General features: G+C 58.5%; 26 protein-coding genes. 13 read left to right on the forward strand and 13 right to left on the reverse strand.

Features of this window, described 5'->3' with window-relative positions; all coding sequences use genetic code 11:
• Positions 1 to 20 precede the first annotated feature (20 nt).
• A complete protein-coding gene (locus CKW35_RS21535) occupies positions 21 to 1913 on the reverse strand; it encodes a DNA cytosine methyltransferase (protein WP_016485679.1) in 1893 nt (630 codons plus the stop codon).
• A 408-nt stretch (positions 1914 to 2321) separates the two neighbouring features.
• Between CKW35_RS21535 and CKW35_RS21540 the strand changes: the two genes are divergently transcribed.
• Complete coding sequence (locus CKW35_RS21540; protein WP_016485681.1) at positions 2322 to 2543, forward strand: hypothetical protein; 222 nt, start codon at positions 2322 to 2324, stop codon at positions 2541 to 2543.
• 22 nt (positions 2544 to 2565) lie between these two features.
• On the opposite strand, the gene CKW35_RS21545 is transcribed toward CKW35_RS21540, so the two are convergent.
• The 7 genes from CKW35_RS21545 to CKW35_RS21575 all read right to left on the reverse strand — a co-directional run bounded on the left by CKW35_RS21545 (position 2566) and on the right by CKW35_RS21575 (position 6421).
• Positions 2566 to 2982: a hypothetical protein gene (locus CKW35_RS21545; RefSeq protein ID WP_016485682.1), complete on the reverse strand. Its 417-nt coding sequence runs from the start codon at positions 2980 to 2982 to the stop codon at positions 2566 to 2568.
• Positions 2983 to 3484: 502 nt separating this feature from the next.
• Positions 3485 to 4300, reverse strand: a complete 816-nt coding sequence (locus CKW35_RS21550; protein ID WP_095116834.1) for a DUF2303 family protein — start codon at positions 4298 to 4300, stop codon at positions 3485 to 3487.
• A gap of 26 nt (positions 4301 to 4326) precedes the next feature.
• Positions 4327 to 4674, reverse strand: coding sequence for a hypothetical protein (locus CKW35_RS21555; RefSeq protein ID WP_016485684.1), 348 nt, complete (start codon positions 4672 to 4674; stop codon positions 4327 to 4329).
• 88 nt (positions 4675 to 4762) lie between these two features.
• Positions 4763 to 5305: a hypothetical protein gene (locus CKW35_RS21560; protein ID WP_016485685.1), complete on the reverse strand. Its 543-nt coding sequence runs from the start codon at positions 5303 to 5305 to the stop codon at positions 4763 to 4765.
• Positions 5302 to 5571, reverse strand: a complete 270-nt coding sequence (locus CKW35_RS21565; protein WP_016485686.1) for a hypothetical protein — start codon at positions 5569 to 5571, stop codon at positions 5302 to 5304. Before CKW35_RS21565 ends, CKW35_RS21560 begins: the two co-directional genes overlap by 4 nt.
• Positions 5572 to 5590: 19 nt before the next feature.
• A complete protein-coding gene (locus tag CKW35_RS21570) occupies positions 5591 to 5974 on the reverse strand; it encodes a response regulator transcription factor (protein ID WP_095116836.1) in 384 nt (127 codons plus the stop codon).
• A gap of 141 nt (positions 5975 to 6115) precedes the next feature.
• On the reverse strand, positions 6116 to 6421 hold the full coding sequence (locus CKW35_RS21575; protein WP_095116892.1) for a hypothetical protein: 306 nt from the start codon (positions 6419 to 6421) through the stop codon (positions 6116 to 6118).
• A gap of 484 nt (positions 6422 to 6905) precedes the next feature.
• On the opposite strand from CKW35_RS21575, the gene CKW35_RS21580 reads away from it, so the two are divergent.
• Positions 6906 to 7232, forward strand: coding sequence for a DUF1654 domain-containing protein (locus CKW35_RS21580; RefSeq protein ID WP_095116837.1), 327 nt, complete (start codon positions 6906 to 6908; stop codon positions 7230 to 7232).
• A 152-nt stretch (positions 7233 to 7384) separates the two neighbouring features.
• Positions 7385 to 7642: a hypothetical protein gene (locus CKW35_RS21585; protein WP_023047623.1), complete on the forward strand. Its 258-nt coding sequence runs from the start codon at positions 7385 to 7387 to the stop codon at positions 7640 to 7642.
• 174 nt (positions 7643 to 7816) lie between these two features.
• Here the strand turns inward: CKW35_RS21585 and CKW35_RS28075 are convergent, their stop codons facing one another.
• The 5 genes from CKW35_RS28075 to CKW35_RS21615 form a co-directional block, all read right to left on the reverse strand.
• A complete protein-coding gene (locus CKW35_RS28075; protein WP_134792766.1) occupies positions 7817 to 8356 on the reverse strand; it encodes a hypothetical protein in 540 nt (179 codons plus the stop codon).
• Positions 8356 to 9462 carry a hypothetical protein gene (locus CKW35_RS21595; RefSeq protein ID WP_031311906.1) on the reverse strand — a complete coding sequence of 369 codons (1107 nt, stop codon included), beginning with the start codon at positions 9460 to 9462 and terminating at the stop codon, positions 8356 to 8358. The genes CKW35_RS28075 and CKW35_RS21595 overlap by 1 nt, the downstream gene beginning before the upstream one ends.
• A 187-nt stretch (positions 9463 to 9649) precedes the next feature.
• Positions 9650 to 9946: a DUF6388 family protein gene (locus tag CKW35_RS21600; protein WP_023047626.1), complete on the reverse strand. Its 297-nt coding sequence runs from the start codon at positions 9944 to 9946 to the stop codon at positions 9650 to 9652.
• Positions 9943 to 10167 (reverse strand): hypothetical protein, encoded by a 225-nt coding sequence (locus CKW35_RS21605; RefSeq protein WP_023047627.1) that lies wholly within the window; start codon positions 10165 to 10167, stop codon positions 9943 to 9945. The genes CKW35_RS21600 and CKW35_RS21605 overlap by 4 nt, the downstream gene beginning before the upstream one ends.
• A 427-nt stretch (positions 10168 to 10594) precedes the next feature.
• Positions 10595 to 11437 carry a LexA family transcriptional regulator gene (locus CKW35_RS21615; protein ID WP_021784926.1) on the reverse strand — a complete coding sequence of 281 codons (843 nt, stop codon included), beginning with the start codon at positions 11435 to 11437 and terminating at the stop codon, positions 10595 to 10597.
• A gap of 102 nt (positions 11438 to 11539) precedes the next feature.
• Here CKW35_RS21615 and CKW35_RS21620 point away from each other — a divergent pair, with 102 nt between their 5' ends.
• The 10 genes from CKW35_RS21620 to CKW35_RS21665 all read left to right on the forward strand — a co-directional run bounded on the left by CKW35_RS21620 (position 11540) and on the right by CKW35_RS21665 (position 16817).
• Positions 11540 to 11761, forward strand: coding sequence for a helix-turn-helix domain-containing protein (locus tag CKW35_RS21620; protein WP_021784925.1), 222 nt, complete (start codon positions 11540 to 11542; stop codon positions 11759 to 11761).
• A gap of 226 nt (positions 11762 to 11987) precedes the next feature.
• Entirely contained in the window at positions 11988 to 12857 is an 870-nt protein-coding gene (locus CKW35_RS21625) for a replication protein (protein ID WP_095116841.1), read from the forward strand.
• Complete coding sequence (locus CKW35_RS21630; protein ID WP_023047629.1) at positions 12847 to 13641, forward strand: ATP-binding protein; 795 nt, start codon at positions 12847 to 12849, stop codon at positions 13639 to 13641. Before CKW35_RS21625 ends, CKW35_RS21630 begins: the two co-directional genes overlap by 11 nt.
• 2 nt (positions 13642 to 13643) lie before the next feature.
• Entirely contained in the window at positions 13644 to 13943 is a 300-nt protein-coding gene (locus CKW35_RS21635) for a DUF1364 domain-containing protein (RefSeq protein ID WP_095116843.1), read from the forward strand.
• Positions 13940 to 14188 (forward strand): hypothetical protein, encoded by a 249-nt coding sequence (locus tag CKW35_RS21640; protein WP_023047631.1) that lies wholly within the window; start codon positions 13940 to 13942, stop codon positions 14186 to 14188. The genes CKW35_RS21635 and CKW35_RS21640 overlap by 4 nt, the downstream gene beginning before the upstream one ends.
• Positions 14185 to 14613, forward strand: a complete 429-nt coding sequence (locus CKW35_RS21645; protein ID WP_095116844.1) for a VRR-NUC domain-containing protein — start codon at positions 14185 to 14187, stop codon at positions 14611 to 14613. The genes CKW35_RS21640 and CKW35_RS21645 overlap by 4 nt, the downstream gene beginning before the upstream one ends.
• Positions 14610 to 15899 (forward strand): site-specific integrase, encoded by a 1290-nt coding sequence (locus tag CKW35_RS21650; RefSeq protein ID WP_095116846.1) that lies wholly within the window; start codon positions 14610 to 14612, stop codon positions 15897 to 15899. The genes CKW35_RS21645 and CKW35_RS21650 overlap by 4 nt, the downstream gene beginning before the upstream one ends.
• A complete protein-coding gene (locus CKW35_RS21655; protein WP_016485698.1) occupies positions 15896 to 16150 on the forward strand; it encodes a hypothetical protein in 255 nt (84 codons plus the stop codon). Before CKW35_RS21650 ends, CKW35_RS21655 begins: the two co-directional genes overlap by 4 nt.
• A complete protein-coding gene (locus CKW35_RS21660; protein WP_042914264.1) occupies positions 16147 to 16464 on the forward strand; it encodes a hypothetical protein in 318 nt (105 codons plus the stop codon). Before CKW35_RS21655 ends, CKW35_RS21660 begins: the two co-directional genes overlap by 4 nt.
• An 11-nt stretch (positions 16465 to 16475) precedes the next feature.
• On the forward strand, positions 16476 to 16817 hold the full coding sequence (locus CKW35_RS21665) for an antiterminator Q family protein (RefSeq protein ID WP_010952642.1): 342 nt from the start codon (positions 16476 to 16478) through the stop codon (positions 16815 to 16817).
• Positions 16818 to 16998: the final 181 nt, after the last annotated feature.

The raw sequence follows: 16998 nt of genomic DNA on the forward strand, positions 1-16998 counted from the left end.
GGTATCTCCTGCTGGCAGCGTCAGGCCGCCAGGCGCTGGTAGAGTTCGATGAGGTCGGATGCGTTCGCCGCGACAAGGGCCCGGGCTTCGTCCTTGCAGACACTGTTGCCCAGCAGCTTCACCTGGTCAGTCTTGCTGATGGCTTTCCAGTACAGCTGGCCGGTCACTTCATCGAGGAACAGGCCTCGGTCGATGATGTAGTCCGGTCGGAAGCCTTGGGCGCGTTTCAGCTCGTGCGGTTGCAGCATGCGCAGGGTAATGTCGATCAGCACGTAGTCACCGACCATGACGATATCGGCGTGCTCGGTGAAGTGCTGCGGCAGGTATTTTCGGAGGAACGCCGCGCACTTGCGGGCACCGGCCAGTTGCTCATCTGTCAGCGTGTGGCTGTGCAACTGGACGACTTCGACCACAGCCATGCGATCCTTCGACGGGATCGTGTGGACCGGCTCACGAAGTGAGATCCCGTCCTTCTCGGCACCGTAGTACTTCACCATGTAGGCAGTGACCAGACGCTGATTTGAGCCTTTGCCCAGGACGGTCGAGAACGGATCGTCCGCTGCACGGCCGTCGCCCTTGTAGAAGCCGCCGTTGGCCTGCTCCAAGTGGGCGGATGCAATAGCGTGGTGACCGCTGTTTTGCGTGATGCAGCTGAGAGGGCCGTTTGCGGCAGCACCCACGCAGCCTTTGCGTAACGTTCCCAGGGAGGCCGAAACCAGTGCCTGCTCGCCGCGATTGGCGCCTGTCACCGTCATGGCAGGGTCCGTGGCAGGGTAGCCTGATCGATCGCCATGGTGCGTCAGGTGTGTCAGATGGGCGCCGACCAACGCAAAGTGGCCTCCCTTGACTTGAGCAACTTGGGTTCGCAGTGGCTCAAGAGTGTCGAAAGTGCGCTGGGTCGACCCATTCGCATGCTCAGTAAGGCATCCCGCCATCGCCATCGTCGGCTGAACTAGGGCGTGATGGGTGCCGCCACCGCTTATGGTCGAGGCCGGCTCAGCGACGCTGTGCGTGCTGGTATGCGACTTCGAGGTTCCGCGTAGCGGGACTATGAACGGGTCGTTGCAGGCCAGGGTGTGCCGCCACAGGCCTTTGGCGATACGGTTCATTGTGTTTTCGACCAGAGCGTCGTCCCGGAATATCGTGCGGCCCTGCAGTTCCCAGTCGATGCATTCGGCGGCGGATCGCCAGGCCTGCTGACCCTTGCCGGGGGTCTTGTGATGCGTCGGCGCGGGCCAGACGATTGGCTTGCCGTCGCGCCGGGCGATGCCGTACAAGCGCTTGCGAATCGTAGGCGCGCCTTGGTCGGCTGCGACGCGCACCTGGTGCTCGAAGTTGTAGCGCAGGCCGCGCACCAGTGCTTCCTTGGGTACGTGGTCGCCGATCTCGGCCAGGATTTCGGGCAGGTCCGGGTGATCCTCGGGTATACCGCTGCCCAGCACGTTCACGAAGGCCTGGAACGTCCTGCCTTTCTCGGCCTTGATCGGCAGTCCTTCGTCGTCGAGCGGCCCCCAGTCGGCGAACTCCTCGACGTTTTCGAGGAAGATCAGGCGCGGGCTGGTCTGGTAAGCCCAGCGGATGATCACCCAAGCCAGGCCGCGAATTTTACGGTCGCGTGGCTTCCCGCCTTTGGCCTTGCTGTGGTGCCGGCAGTCGGGCGATGCCCACAAGATGCCGACCGGCTGACCTTTGGTAGCCAGGATCGGGTCAACCTCGAATACGTCCGCGACGTAGTGCTCGGTCTTCGGGTGATTGGCACGGTGCACAGCCAGGGCGATTGGGTTGTGGTTCACCGCCACATCCGGCTGGCGGTACGCCTCAGCGATTCCGCTGCTGGCGCCGCCGCCGCCAGCGAAGAGATCGACAACCAGCTCCTTTTCGAAGGGCAGGGCGAGGGAGGTCATACAGGTCATGTTGTGGTCCTTGCGTGCAGGCGCCGCCCTCGCCGGGGAGGCGTTATCGTTGAATAGGGGAAGGCGCTGGCGGACAGCGCCACGTAGTGAATGAACTTTTGCGGAAGTTGATGGCTCTGAGCGATTCCCGCACTGCACAGGGCAATGCGGCCTCTCAGAGATCCAGGCATGTTTTCGGATGAGTTCTTCGTTGCTTACGTTGTGGCAGAGGTAGTCCTGGTCATGGCGGCCTTTGCTATTGGCGTTCATCTGACGGAGCGCTAGCAGAGGATGCGATGCGCTGGCGGGTCAGCCGGCGGCGCGAACCTTACATGCATGTGCCGCCCATGCGGGGCCGTTACGCTATAGTGGCAATTTGGTGTCAGTTGGAGTATTTGTGGTCCTCCAGTACAAAGAGATGAATCCCCGATGGACCGTGAGCCAACAAACCAGGAAGTCGCAGCAGTTCTCGGAATTGATGAGGATCAGGTTGATAAGTACCGTCAGGAGGCTGTGCTATTGGGCGACGGTTCCTGGCTGATCCACTTTTCCTACGACATGCCGCGAGAGCTGCGGCACAGCTTCACTGGTAGCTTCACGGCGATCGTCGAATGCGTGACATCCTGTGTGGATGCTCGCTCAGTCGACTGAGGCTGGCGGGCAGCCTTGGAGGTCAGGCTGCGGCGCGAACCTTGAAGGTCAGCATGGCGGTGGCGTCGTCGTTGAAACACTCAGCCAGTTCTTGATAGGCCCGGTACTTGGCCTGGCTACGAGTGGCTGCCCAAATGCGCCGCACGTAGTGGCGGGCATCGCCCAGCATGTAACGCACGTCATCCCAGTCGTACATGCCGTTTGTTAGGACCTCCCACTGCTTGAGAGGCAGCTCTTCAGCCATCTCGCCGTACTGCATCTCCCAGGTGGGGTGGTAGTTGCGGATGCGCTTCTTCGGGTCGCTGTCGAGGATGACGCCGATGTAGTGGCCGCGGTCGGCCATGATCACGCCTGGCTCGCCATTGGCAATCACGCGGCGCCCAATCTCGGCCGGAACGTCGTAATGGCGGCGAACGTAGTCGCAGTTGTAGTCGCTCATGGCTTTCTCCATGCATGCGCCGCCCTCCGTGGCCGGATGCGGTGCGAGTTGAATAAGAAATGGTGGCCGCGTAATATCGCCGCTAATTACGACATCGCTTTGCAGTGATGCTCAAAGAGCACGGGCTAACAGCTCGCATGAAACACAAGCTCTTCAGCGGTTTGTCTGTCGCATCGGGCCTAGTGACATTGGTGGGAACTCCATTACTTGGTGGTGAACCCCTTATCAACCATATTGACCTAGGAGCGGCGTTGATGGTTATGACAGCAGGATTTGGGTGGGGCGGGGCGGCGCTGGGAGCGATCGATATCCAAATTGCGGAGGGTGAGGAGAGTAGTGCAGCTGCCGGACAGTTCCGCAGGGGGTTAAACTCCTCCCGCTCCCACCAATTTCAATCTGGGGCGACAACCTCGTCGCCCGGATCCTGCTGAATCATCAGCATGCTCTTCCGGTTGAACCCAGCGCCACAAATGCCACTTACAGGCTGTGGCGCTGGCTCTTGTCACTTAGCGTCGAAGGTACCCAGGGACAGCTTCGCGGCGGTACCGACCTTGGCGTCGAGCACGGCCTTGAACTCTTGGGCGATGGCTTCGCGCTGGGCCTCTTCGCCGATCCAGCGCAGTTTGAGCACTGGTTGCGCGCCGCCGGTGATGACCGAAACGCGCAGGCGGATCACTTGCTCGGCCAAGCCTTCAAACGGAATTACCTTGAAGTCCAGCCAAGCCGGCAGGGTCTCTTTGCTGCTGGCCTCAATCTGGTCCATGGTGCTGCGGCTGGCGCGGGTCTCGCCGACTGCGTGATCGCTTTCCGACGAGGCCTTCACGGTGATAGTGCGAACTGCGGCGATCGCTTTGGCGATGGTCATGGTCTGTCCATTCTCATCGGTCGCCGACAGGTGCTGGTTCCAGTCTTCGATCCAGTCGCTCATGGCCTTCTGCACCAGGCTCTGGCCGCACACCGCCTGAACGGCGGCGAACGCAGCAGAAGCCTTCAGGCGCAGCACGGCGCGGTCATCGGCATGGCACGGCTCTTCGGCGGTGCCGATGTTGAACAGCACGATGCAGCTCATGTTGTCCTGGTCGATGAAGCCGCGGGCTGCTGGGGCGGAGCGCTCAACAACGTAGGCGCTGTAGTCAGCCAGCGAGTGGGTGGAGTAGGTGCCACGGAAGCGGTTGCGGCCTTCCTGATAACGCTCGAGATCAACCACGTTGAAGTTTTGCGGCACGACGACCACCGGGCCCAAGGCCGGCAGATCGCGGCCTACTGCGGCAATGGTGTTTTCCTGGATCAGTTCGAGAGCTTCTTTGCTGAGGGACATGCGCTATTCCTTGTAGGTGCAGTGAGTTAGGAGCGTGGGTGTACTGGTGCTTCGTCCCGGTTGAAGAGCTGGTCATGCTTTTCGGGGAAGAGGGAAATGTTGCCGCCGGTGCCGACGTACATCGGCGTGTCGAGGCTGGTGTTCTCGCTGCGCGTGCCGCGCTTGGTCGGCACTTTGTAGTCGAGCTTGTGCTTGATCTTTACCTGGTGGGAGTCGCCGATCTGGCTGAAGTCCAGGGTTATGGTGATCTTGCCGGCCTTCCCATGGTCGACAACCCCAGCGGCTACTTCCGAAAGGGCGTGACCAATTTGGCTGGCGAAGGCGCCGCCGTTGAGCTCCTGCAGGAACTCGGTGGTGTCAGTGGGCTTGGACATTGCTGCGTCTCCTGATGGGCGATGCCGCTGGGCGGCAGAGTGATGTGCTGCTGGCGCCGGCCGTGCCGGACGCGCGCGTTGATACGTTTCATGCTTTCTTTGTTGCTCGCTTCTCGGCAGTAGTTGGGAAATCGATATCGAACTCCCGCAGTAGCCGGCCCAGCTGCTTGAAGGAAATTTGCAGCTCGCGCACAACGTCTGCCCTGGACATCCCGACATTGCGGTAGGCAATGATCTTTACTGCCTTCGCCCGGTCTTCAACGGGGTCGCTTAGTTTCTTGCCCAGGTTGCTCATGCCGTAGTTCGGATCGCGCTGGAACTTGAACTTGCCTTGTGCGGCAGCCCGCCCGAGCGTTGCTTGGGCGAGGCCGGTGTGAGCCATTGCCTCTTTGTAAGTCATGGTCTTCGCCAGCTCGCGAAGCTCATCAAGCTGCTTCAGCCGAGCAGCCACCAGCTTGTTGACTGGGGCCGCGACCGATGCGCGCATTGGCTCAAGGTCGCGATGAGGTCGGTGAGGCACGTACTCGAACCCGGGCAGGGTTTCGACGGAGCCTCCGCTGCCAAAGAAGCTGTCGATGCTGGCGGTGAGCTGGGCCAGAATTTGGTCGCGGCTGTTCGATTGTTCAATCATTGCAGGCCGCCTTGCTTGCTTGCTGCGCCTGCCTCCATCGCATCCACAAAGCGCATGGCTGTCCGGTAGCTGTAGGCGAAGCCCTGCTTGGCGCCGGTGGCGATCTCCAACACATCCCACGTCGCGCCGTTGCCGCATGCCTGGTAGCGGGGTGCTGTCTGACTGATCTTGGCATGGGCCTCGGCCCTCACTGACTTGCTGCGCTCGAGCAGGGCCGCGAGCACGGCAAGCTTCTGCTCGAAAGCAGGGTGCATTGCTGTCTGCATGGGGTGATCCTCGGGTGGGTCAGGCGTGGTATTCGAAGGCCTCGGCCTTGCGAACGATTCGAACTTGGGCGGTGCGGCGCTCTGGCGCGCGGCGGTCGCGGCGCATCGGGTCGCTATCGTTGATTGCTGCATGCATCGCAATGAGGCAGGCGAAGAAGATGCAGAGCGGGCTGATTATTTTCTTGTCCCAGGCCTTCATCACCGCGTCCAACCGCCGCTTGGCTTTCAGCTTGTAGATCGCTCGTTCAATGCCGTTCGCGACGGTGCCTGGCGACACATTCATTAGTCGTGCGATTTCCTTGGTGGTGAGGTCCTGGGCAACCCAAAGCAGAGCTTCCAGCTCGCGAGGAGCCAAGAGCATGCCGAGGTGGCCAGTCCATTTGCCGCGAGTGATCGTTTCCATGAAGTGTCCTCGGTGGGCTGCATTGGTCGTGACGCTCGCTGCCGCGTACCTCCCGGACCAGGGGAGGGCGAACGCCACGACCGATGCAGCCTGGTGATGGGGGACCAGGTGGATCGTGCCGTCTTTCCGGCTGTCTGGGAGTCAGATGATTGCTGCCAGTGTCCGCGTACCGTCGGCGTGCTCGGTGGCGATGTGCAGTGCTGGAGATGCGTACCGGCCGCGCTTGATTAAGTTTAATGCCTGCTGGAATGCCGGATTGGGATTGCCTTTGTCGTCTGGTGTCAGGCTCGAGCAGAGAAGGCCTGTGCAGTCTTCGCCGTTTGGCCCTACTCCGTCGTGACCAATATCGAAACTGGCGATCATCGCGATGCCTTCTGCCTTGCAGATCTCGATGATCTGAAGCATCAGCGGGCTGATTTGGCTGTCGTAGATTTCTTCTTTGTTCACGGTAATGCCCTCGGGTTGATTTCCCGCCTGGCCCTGTCGCCAAGGCCAGCCAGTGAAATCTGATTTCCGCTCCATGCTTGTTGCCGCGGCTATCCCCACCTGGCCGGGTCACACATTTCGTGTTCGGTGTTCTTCCCGGCTGGCTGCATGGTTTGGCGTCCTCCCATGAGGGGAGTCCGGCAGCTATCCAGAGGCTGCGTGGTCGACGACTTAGCTTGTCCCGACCCAGGTGATGGCCTGGGTGCGTCGAGGTGGTCACGTCTGGTTGTGTAAAGAGCGGTCGACCCTAGGGTCTTCTGGAGGACTTCGCAGTGCCTCGATGGGTAAAATATGCACCAGTGCAATTACCGTGTCAATGCACTGGTGCATAAATTATTTTCAACCGATTGGGCTCCTCCGATATCTGGCTAGGGATTAACTTTTCCTACATGCTCGGTTATGATCTAAATGTGCTGGATGGATATACAGTAAAAGGAGTAGCGACATGACCAAGCAGAAAAAGTCGACAGCACAAGCACGCCAAGAGATGACCGCGTTGGAACGCCTGGGCCTGAGAGTCTCATCGATGATCAATCACCCGATCGCGCAGGCTCAGCGTTGGGTGACGATCCATCGCCTAGACACGGATGGAGACATGGAGTGGGAGGAGGTGATGGGACTGCTGGCCGAAACGCCGGAATTAGACCTGACGTTCAACGACGATGAAAGCGTGACGGTTCGGTGGGAGCCGCAGAGCGCCGAGGATCGTGACGACCTGGTCGTTGAAAAGGATAGGGAGGAGGAAAGGGTAGAGGAGGAGGCGCCTTTCTAGCGGCCGGAATCTATAGCCTGCCCACCCATCCAGCATGGATGGAAAGCCAGTAGCGACTTCTATGGTGGCGTAGTACGGTCCGCCTTCAACAACCCACCCGGTTCGTTGCCTCCAATCCCACGGACCGGGACTCTCATGACCTGGGAGGTCGAATGGAAGTCGCTCGAAAGATCAGCCAACAAGAATTGGATAACGCCCTAGTAGCCTTCGCTCGCTACAAAATTGGAGAAATCAAAATCTTCGACTTGGAGCAGGCGATGAGCTTTGAAGCTGGCGAAGCCTTATCCCAAAGCGGGCTGGTCCGGTTCTCGATAGCCAAGATGGTATCCGGACGGTATCGCATTAGCGATGAAGGGGAGAACGCCATCACACCGGCTGGTCGGGATCGCCTGGAGGTGATCCGCGTCTGATTAGAGGCAAGCTTGGCAACGGCCGCAGATAGCTCCTGCGGCCATCTGCAAAACACAGGCAAAGAAAAGCCCGCACTGCTATGCGGGCTAACGTAGGGAAGCGGATGAGCCCTCACTGTGCAGGGTAGGGCGCGAAAAAAGCGTGAAGGCATGAAAAAGCCCGCCTCGGCGGGCTCAGTCTCCTTTGGGCTGCAGTCGCTTCAGGAGGGCTGCCTTTTGCTTTCGCTCATTACTTCGATTGATGACATATGCTTCAAAGTCAGTGGTTCGCTTGCTTTCTGCTAGAAGCATCCACGAGCTAACAATTGCGAACGTAAAAGCCGCCCCGGCAAACCGATAAATCCACAGTGAATACTCTGCGCCAGCCTCAATTGAAGAGAAGAAGAGAGAGGCCCCGACTGCAATTGACAGCAATGAATAAAGCATTACCAGCTTATGTATTGCTGAAACTTTCCTGTCAATTTTGGGCTCAAGCCTGCGTTTCTCCTGGCGACTGAAGCTTTTCAGCTTTCGAACATCTGCTAGCTTGCTCAATACGCCCATTGCAATTGGAATTGGCGAGGCAAGCACCGCTATCACTCCGACTGGGATTATGCTTTTGTCTTGAGGTATATATGGCTGGCATAAACCAAGCACATAGGCGCCAAGCACACAGGCCGGTACAAGTACCGTTAGGCGCTGAGCGTTAGTCTGTGCTTGAGTTATGATTTTCACTACTCGGTACTCTCTGTGGTTGAGTCGATTTCACTAGAAGAAATTTTAGTGTTCAGCCACCTGTGCATTTCGTGGAACAGAGAACTTTCATTTATAAGGCCGCTTGGAAGGTACTCAACACTGACATTGCCCGACAGCTTGAGTTCATCCCCCGTAATTTTGCCTCCACCTTGCAGATTTATCACCACATCGCTGGCTGGGCTGTGGCGCAAGCTGGTTGCAATTGAGTCTATCACCTCTTGTCCTGTCTTGGTCGTCCTTCGATTGTAGGTGATCTCCAAAGCGAGGTGGATATTGGCCTCATCCAGCGACTCTTGCAGGTTGAGCCTATCCAACAAGCCAGGTGCTACTGCGCTTATGATAGCAGCTGCTACCCCTGTCGGTTCAAATCGTACCTTGCTCGCATGGACCTCGTCGACCGCCATGTTGGGGCCAGCCGGAGGAGTGGAGCTCTGTACGGGATGGGACGGATCGACCGAAAGCTCGGTCGTTAGAGGAGCTCCAAAATGGATACTTTTTGCGGGGGTCTTCTCCATTTTTTGGAAGACAGACTCGGCAGGCTTGTCACTGAGTACCAGCATTGATCCCGCCGCCAGCGTAGACGTACAGCTAGTAAGCAGCCATGTCAGGTGGGCCTCAAGATGGCGGCTTTGTAGAGCGGAGGACTGTAAGATAACCATGTGGTTATCTAATACGCCGAAATAAAGTATAGACTCGACAAACTCGCGGCGTTTTCTAATCGAATCGTCTTGATGCGAAGGAGTGGAATTATCATCGGCTTGATCCTGTTTTTTCTCGGGGATTTCATCAGACGATAAGGAGGCAATAGAGTAAAATTCAGCCTCGTCGTCTACAGTTATATATGGTTGCTGCCTACCTTTTTCAAGGTATACCAGCTGGCCCACGCTCATGCCATTGTGCTTAGTAAAGCGGTTGACAAAAATTACAACTGTATCTTCTTCGTTTGCCTTTTGTTGTCTTTGGTTTGGCCTCTTTATTGATCCCGATTCTCCGAGAGCACCGTCAAGCAGTGACTGCAGGTTTGGCGAGCCAGAAATTACAACATTCTTATAATGTATAGTCTTCTGTTTTTTTACAGTGCTCATAGGATCCCTCCCCAGGTCTCCATAAACAGTAAGTGGCCACTCTAGGAATACTTACAGTTGAGTTTTGATTTCGTGGGTGATTTTTTTGCATCTTTTACCTTCTGGCCTAACCAGAAGATTTTCCCCTGCCCGCTAAGTCAGGTGGCTGAGCTCAGCAGCAACCATCTGTGCTTGCCAAAGCCTTCGCTTAGAGAAGATCATCAACGCCAAGTGCGGCAGCTGTCGCGCGCCTGTCCTCATCCCGTACGACAGAAACGTCAATTCCCGCGCCCTCCGCGAGCATTAGCTGGTAAGTCCAGGCGTCCAAGCGATGCGAGCGTGCCTGTTTCTCCAAGGCCTGCGTCAATCGCAGGTACCGAAATTCAGCCAGGCTCATCCCGCAGAGACCATCTTCGCTAATTTCGTCGCATTCCCTGGTGATCTGCGGGTTAGCTGCGAGGATGATGGCAAGTGCGTTTTGGTGGATCTGTTCTCTGATAGTCATTCCTTTGTCCTTATCACTCGGCCGGACTTCACTTCGTCCGCATACCCTACCAGCCGATCAGCCAGCTCATGCAGCTTGCCCACGCGTTTCATCGCCTCCAGGAACTGGGCTTCCTCACCGCCTTGGGCCTTGTGAAAGATCTCCAGCGCCGCGCTTTCCAAGGCGAAGGCAGCATCCTTCAGGTCTCGGCGCAGCTGCTGGTTGGGTTTGGTAAGGGTCATGGTAGGGACTCTGCCTATCGGCAAGCTTCTGCACCGACGTAATCGGCGATGGAGCCGGGCACAATGGCACCCATTCGAGAGTCAGGCTGAGAGGTCTTCATCTGCTCCAAGGTTTCGCCGGTACCAAGATACTTCACTGTGCGATCTGCACAGTTATAGAGGCGACGAGAAAAGGATGTGCCACTTGATCCGACGCGCTTCGTAGTGATCGTACGCTCATTGCCCGAGGCATCCCGGGACAAGACCGTGTAGGAGGCCTTGGAGTCGGATGGCACGTACAGTGATGCTGCAGCTGAAACCGCGGGAATCAATGCAAAGCCAAGGACAGCCAAAATCATTCGCGACATACAATTCCCTTTCTAGTGGAGCGTGCAACAGAGCTGCATGCTCGCTAATTCCTTGCCGATGGTCGTGTCTCGCGGAAGGTTCATACCAGATGTGCGTTCCAGACCAGCAGCACCCGGGCCTGGATGTAGGTCTCATCAACCCGAATGTCTTCAGGCGGATGATTCGTGTTGTCCGAGATCATCTTGAAATGGTCGCGACCCTTCTTCTGAAGGCGCTTGATGTACTGATGGCCCTGGTGGGAGAAGTAGTAGATCCCATCGCCCACGAACTCACGGATGCTGATGTCAACGACCAACGGGTCGCGACTCTTGATGGTTGGGGCCATGGACTGACCGACACCCGTTATGAGTTTCAGATGGAAATGCTCTTTGAACTCGACCCCCATCTCTCGCAGGTGAGTAGGGCTCACGCGGATGTCCTGAAGCATTTCAGGGAAGTCGTGAGCCACCTCACCATCGCCCATTGCTCCGCGCACGTCGTAGTGAGCGATCCAAACTTCGTCCCCAACCTGTCCCGGGCGATCGAAGTCGACGGCAATGACATTGGAAGCGGCTTGCTCGGCAGACTTCTCCTCAATGGCTTCAGCAATTTTCTGCCGAGCATCCAGAGAAAGGCCTTTGCCATGCTTTGCGAGCATCTGCTTAACGATCTCGGCAGTAGACAGGTTTTTGCGGTCTCGGGCCTCAGGCTCGGCCTCGCCTAAAGGCTCGTAGCCTCGCAACTGATCTGTGGTGATTCCAAAAAAATCGGCAAGAGGTCGCACCTGCTTGTCAGTCGGCTCTTTGATCCCTTTTGGGCCTTGCGGCTTGAGAATTCGGGAAATGGTCGACTGCCCGACGCTAGTCCGGCTCGACAGCTCAATCTGGGTGATGCCGTCTCTGGCCATCAGTTGAGCAAGGATTTTATCTATCGATTTATGCATAGGTGCAATGCTGCCTCCCAGCAGTGCATAGAGCAATACAGCGGATCGTTGACATGTATGCACTGGTGCATGATGATGTGCATATCTACAAAGGAGGCAGCCATGAGTGCTACCGATCTTCCGAAAAAACTGGATGCATTGCTTGGCTCTGGCATGACCTACAAGGCCATCGCAGAGCGTGCCAAATGCGACATATCGACAGTCTTTCGCATTCGCAATGGGCAGATCAGCAACCCGAGCTACTTAGCCGGTACCGCGATAGACCAAATGCACGCTGAGCTGACCGAAAGTGGCAAGCACAGCCCAAAGAAATCCGTCGCCTAACCATCCCAACCGCAAGGAGCAGTACCCGTTGGGCCTGTGGAAGCGGAAACCAGATGTTGCTTGGAGTGGTTTAGGCCTCGACTGGTCGTGAGTCGAATTATCCGCTAGCTGGCATTGCGCCAGTAGATGACCGAAACACCTGCGAATCCATCCAGTACAGGAATCGCAGGCGAAAAAAAACCGCCTGGCAGGGCGGCTTTCTCTACAACTTGACACGAGTTGAAGCATGACAAACATCGTCCCACTTGACAAGTCCAGGGGGTTCACCCGGATGGACAACCAGCTCATGGATGGCCTGCTGGCTATCGATCTCCCTGCTCGGGAGATGAAGATTGTGCTGTACGTGGCCAAGGCCACAATCAACTTCGGGGCTGGCGCCCAGCGCCTCCCGGCTACCGATATTGCGAAGGCAATTAACGTTCACCCTGACTCCGTCTCGAAGGCTGTTTCTAGCCTGCTGCGCCGCCGCGTGCTGTTCCGTGAAGGTGGCGCACGGGGTGACATCGGCTTGAACGACCCGAAAGACTGGGTCTACGTCATTGAGCCGAAACAGACCAAAACAGCCGACTCGGCTGAAGTGGTCCGAATCGGCTCAGAGTCGAAACAGACCAAAACCGCCGACTCCCTTCTTTATTCTAAGAAAGAAACCCCCTATGAAAATCTTCCTTCGGAAGATGTTTCATCCCCCCCCGAAGGGTCGGTCGAGGGCAATCTCGAGCCTGAGCCAAAACCTGACCGCAAGCCGCCATTCGGCTTGACCCAGCTGATGGCCGACAACCCGCATCAGATCCCCAGGCAGCTCCTGATCGACTGGCTTGCCCTGCGCAAAGCCAAGCGCGCCGCTGTCAGCGAAACAGTATGGGCGACCGTGAACGACGAGTTGGCCAAGTGCGCTGAGGCTGGGCTCACGGCGGTAACCGCTATCACTGAGGCCCTATCCGCCGGCTGGCAGGGATTCAAGGCCGACTGGGTGATCAACCGCGTGAACGACAGTCGACGCAAGGTTGCCCCTGCCAAATCTAACCACCACGGCTTCTCTGGCCGCGATTACACCGATGGCTTGATTCCTCGGGAGGACGGTTCTTATGCGTTCTGAGAAGGTAGTTCATTTGGCCAGCATGGCCACGCCGCAGACCACTGCGATGGCCATGTGCGAGGATCACGGCGAGTATCTGGCGACCGTTACCCATGTCCTGAGTCGCACATTTCGGTCGCCATGCCCGGAGTGCAAGCGGCTGCAAACGGAGAAGGAAACTGCGCTGGCGGTGGAGCGTCAGCGTCATGAGCTGGCCTGGAAGCTTGGTGATGCCTTGATCCCCAAGCGTTTCAAGGACAAGACGTTCGCGGCCTACCAGGCCAACAACCCCGGTCAGATCAAGGCCAAGGCCCGCTGCCACCTGTACGCCGAAGAGTTTGAGCAGAACCTGGAGGCTGGGCGCTGCATGATTCTGGTTGGCAACCCGGGCACTGGTAAGACTCACCTCGGTGTATCCATTGCCCAGGCGGTCATGGCTTCAACCGGCCACACAGCGGTGTACCGCACCATTGGCGGCATCCTGCAGTCCATCCGCGCGACGTTCGACGGGAGCTCCGGCCAATCCGAGGGCAGCATTCTCGATGGTCTGATCAAGCCCACTCTTCTGGTACTGGATGAGGTTGGAGCGAGCAGAGAGACTCCGAGCGAATTCGAGCTTAGCCGCCTGTTTTCGATCATCAACGGCCGCTACGAGAAGATGCTGCCGACCATCGTGATCTCCAACTTGGGTGTCAAGGAACTGCCCGCAGCGATGGGTGAGCGCTCTGCCGATCGACTTCGCGAGGGTGGGGTGATCGTGCTTCCGTTCACTTGGGAGTCGCAGCGCGGCAAGGAGGATCTGTGAAGATGCGGCAGACCAAATTGACTAAGGCCGCGCGCGGCCGGGAGTGCCAGGTACGCATTCCTGGCGTGTGCAACGGAAACCCGGAAACCACCGTTCTGGCGCACTACCGCCTGGCCGGCACCTGCGGCGCGGGTATCAAGCCGAACGACCTGCAGGGCGCCTGGTCTTGCAGCGCGTGCCATGACGCTGTCGATTCGCGCAGGAAGACCACGTTCAGCCACGAAGAGCTGCGGTTGATGCACCTGGAAGGCGTAGTGCGAACGCTCGCCATCCTCGTGAGCGAAGGGAAGGTGACCGCATGATCAGTCCAGCCATGATGTTCAGCGGCATCCCGATCTATGTCAGCGAGCACCTGCCAAGGACGAAAACCGTTCGCTGGCAGACAGAGCGGAAGTGGTGCCACTGGAAGAACGCTCCGGCCCTTCGTTACCGGAAGCGTGCGAAGGAAGTCCCTTGCGACACGATGATCATGTTGGGCGGCCGGGCGTTCGTCTCACCTGAAGCCCTGGCGAAGATCCAAGCCCAGCTGGGGAGGGCTGAACAGTGAAGCCGGCGATCATGAAGCCTGTACGGGCCAAGAAGCCTCGGGCGAAGCCTGTAGACCGGGAAGGCCCAGAGCAGGCCGCGTTGATGGAAGAAATCGCGCTTCGCTACCCGGACGTATTCGAGCTGATCTACCACGTACCGAATGGCGGCCACAGGCACAAGAAGGTTGCTGAAAAGCTGAAGGACCAGGGCGTGAAGGCCGGCATCCCTGGTCTGGTGCTGCCGATGGCCCGGGGCGGCTATTTCGGCATGTACATCGAATTCAAGGCGACGGTTGACCCCGCGCCCGTCTCGCCCAGTCAGCAGGCGTGTATCCGGCGCCTAAATGATCAGGGCTATCTCGCCATCGTGTGCCGAGGGCACTTCGACGCTATGGAGCAGCTGCGGGCCTACTTGCTGCTGCCGAAAACGGAGGTTGCAGCATGACCAACACCGCCGCTGTGAAAATCAGCGATGCAGAGATTCGCCGGCAGGCCGCCGGCCAGGTGCGTGACCTGCGCGCTCTGGGCAACCACGGCCTGTATTTTCGCTTTCACCGTTCCCGGGAGCGCGGGTCTTGGTACCTGATCCACAAGGGCAAGTGGAACCTGATCGGCTCATACCCTGAGCTGAGCGCTGCCAAGGTGGCCGCTGCGCTGCCTGATATCCGCCTGCGGCTGGAAGCGGGTGAGGGTTCCAACCTATCGAGCTGGGTGCTGACCGGCGAGTTGCTGGCCTGGTTCGCTGAGCGCATGTCCCGCGACCGCAACCTGTCGACCAAGCGCAAGAGCACGGCGGCGTCGGCTATCAAGCAGCACCTGGTGCCGCGGCTCGGCCAGATCCCGCTGGCCCAGATCGACAAGGCGCTGCTCGACCGCGAGCTGATGTGGCCGCTGCAAGAGTCGTTGTCGATCGACTACGTGCGCCTCGTGTTCCAATTGCTGGCCTTGGCTTTCCGGCAGGCTCGCAAGCTCGGCAAGATCAGCTCGAACCCCATGGCCGGCATCCGCTTTGGTGATTTCTCCAAGGCCAAGGTCAAGGTCAAGCCGTCGCGCCTGCGTGGTGTGCACCTCGACGACCTGATGGCCCGCATGAAGAGCACGCTGGCCAACCGGCCGCAGCATGGCGTGCTGGCCCTGATGATGTTGTGCCACGGCACCCGACTGGGCGAAACCCGCCTGGCCCGCTGGAGCCACATCAGCCTGGCCGAGCGAGAGTGGTTTATTCCCGCCGAGCACACCAAGACCAGCGTGCAGCACCGTCTGCCACTGACCGACCAGGTGCGTTTCCTGCTGATGGCCTACCGCGAGATCCAGCGCAACGAAGGCTACGACGGCGAGTTTCTGTTCCCGGGGCGCAAGGGCAAGCCCATGAGCGAGGCCAAGGCATCCGCCGTGTTCACCGTGATGGGGCAGGGCGAATGGACCAGCCACGACCTGCGCAAGCTGGCCCGCACCGGCTGGGCTGACCTGGGTGTTGACCACCTGGTGGGTGAGCTGCTGATCAACCACGCGATGGGCCACAACGTAAAGGTGTACATCCAGTCCGACGTCATGGCTCGCAAGCGTGAGGCCCTGGAGAAGTGGCACGCCCACCTTGATCAGAAGGGTTTCGCCTCGGTTCACGGCTTGACCGGTGATAGATCAACGGATTCATGGATTCTCTGCAAGGCCGCAGAGCGAGCGGGCTTCGACGGACTTCCGGTATCCACCATAAGCGAGGATTCAAAATGAGCAGCGGCAACAGGATGCGCAATGACCTCCCGGCGCTGGTAGAGCAGGCAATCACTGGGCACCCAGGGTATGCAGAGTTTGCTGCCTGGTGCCAAAGCCAGCTGATTCACCCTTACCAGATCTATTTCTTGGTTTGGCAGGCCTCCCGGGAGGCAGTGGTGGTGGAGCTGCCACTGGCCATGGATGGGCAGATGTGGGTATCCCAGGTAGTTGAGTCCATTACCGCCCAAGGACTGAAGGTAGCTAAGTGATGAAGAACCACGGCCCAGCCTTCAAAAAGGCCGTGATCGAGCTGGACAAGTGCCCTTTGTGCCGTGGGAGAGCGGTCACCAAGGGTGTGTTCTACGAACTGCCATGCGACCACTGCAACGCCTCGGGCTTTGTGGCGGCTGCAACAGGCGAGGGTCTGGCGCTGGATGAGCTGGTGACCCAGCTGAGCATGGCCCTGCGGGCCGCGCATCGGCAGATCGAGCAATTGAAGAACCCTCAGGCATCCGGGCCTGAGGCTACATATCAGGGAAGCAACCGGCGCGGCGCCGGCGGCACCAACTACACCGGCGATTGAGGGGGAAGGACATGAGCAACGTAGAAAAGTCGGCTGAATACCTGCTGGAGCACTGGGGTCGCTGGGTTGTACTGGGCTCCGGCGTTTCGTGCTGCGCATCGCGGGAGAACACCATCCTCGATCCAATGATCACGGATGACGATGCCTTGTTCATTGACCGTCTGGTAGGCCGGCTCAGTAAGCGTTACCCAGAGTGCGGCCAGGTCATCATCAAGTACTACACCTCCCGCGACACCTCGCTCAGGGATGTTGGCAAGAAGCTTGGCTTTGGTGAGGAGAAGACCCGCCAGCTGTGGAAGGCAGGTGTGGCCTGGATCGATGGTGCGATCGATATTCGTCGTGAAGCCGCTTGACAGCCCCGGTCCTCACCCGTATCTTTCGTGGTACTTTGCGGTAGGTGCGCGAGAGCAAACTCGCCATCCCCAGCAGCCTCCTTAGAGCCTCGGCATTCGCCGGGGCTTTTTCGTTTTCGGCTCCACCACACCCATCGCCCCGAGCTGGGAGTGCTGTTGGGGCCAAATCTATTCGCTCCCC

It is taken from the genome of Pseudomonas sp. Irchel 3F3 (assembly GCF_900187545.1).
Classification (GTDB): Bacteria; Pseudomonadota; Gammaproteobacteria; order Pseudomonadales; family Pseudomonadaceae; genus Aquipseudomonas; species Aquipseudomonas fortuita.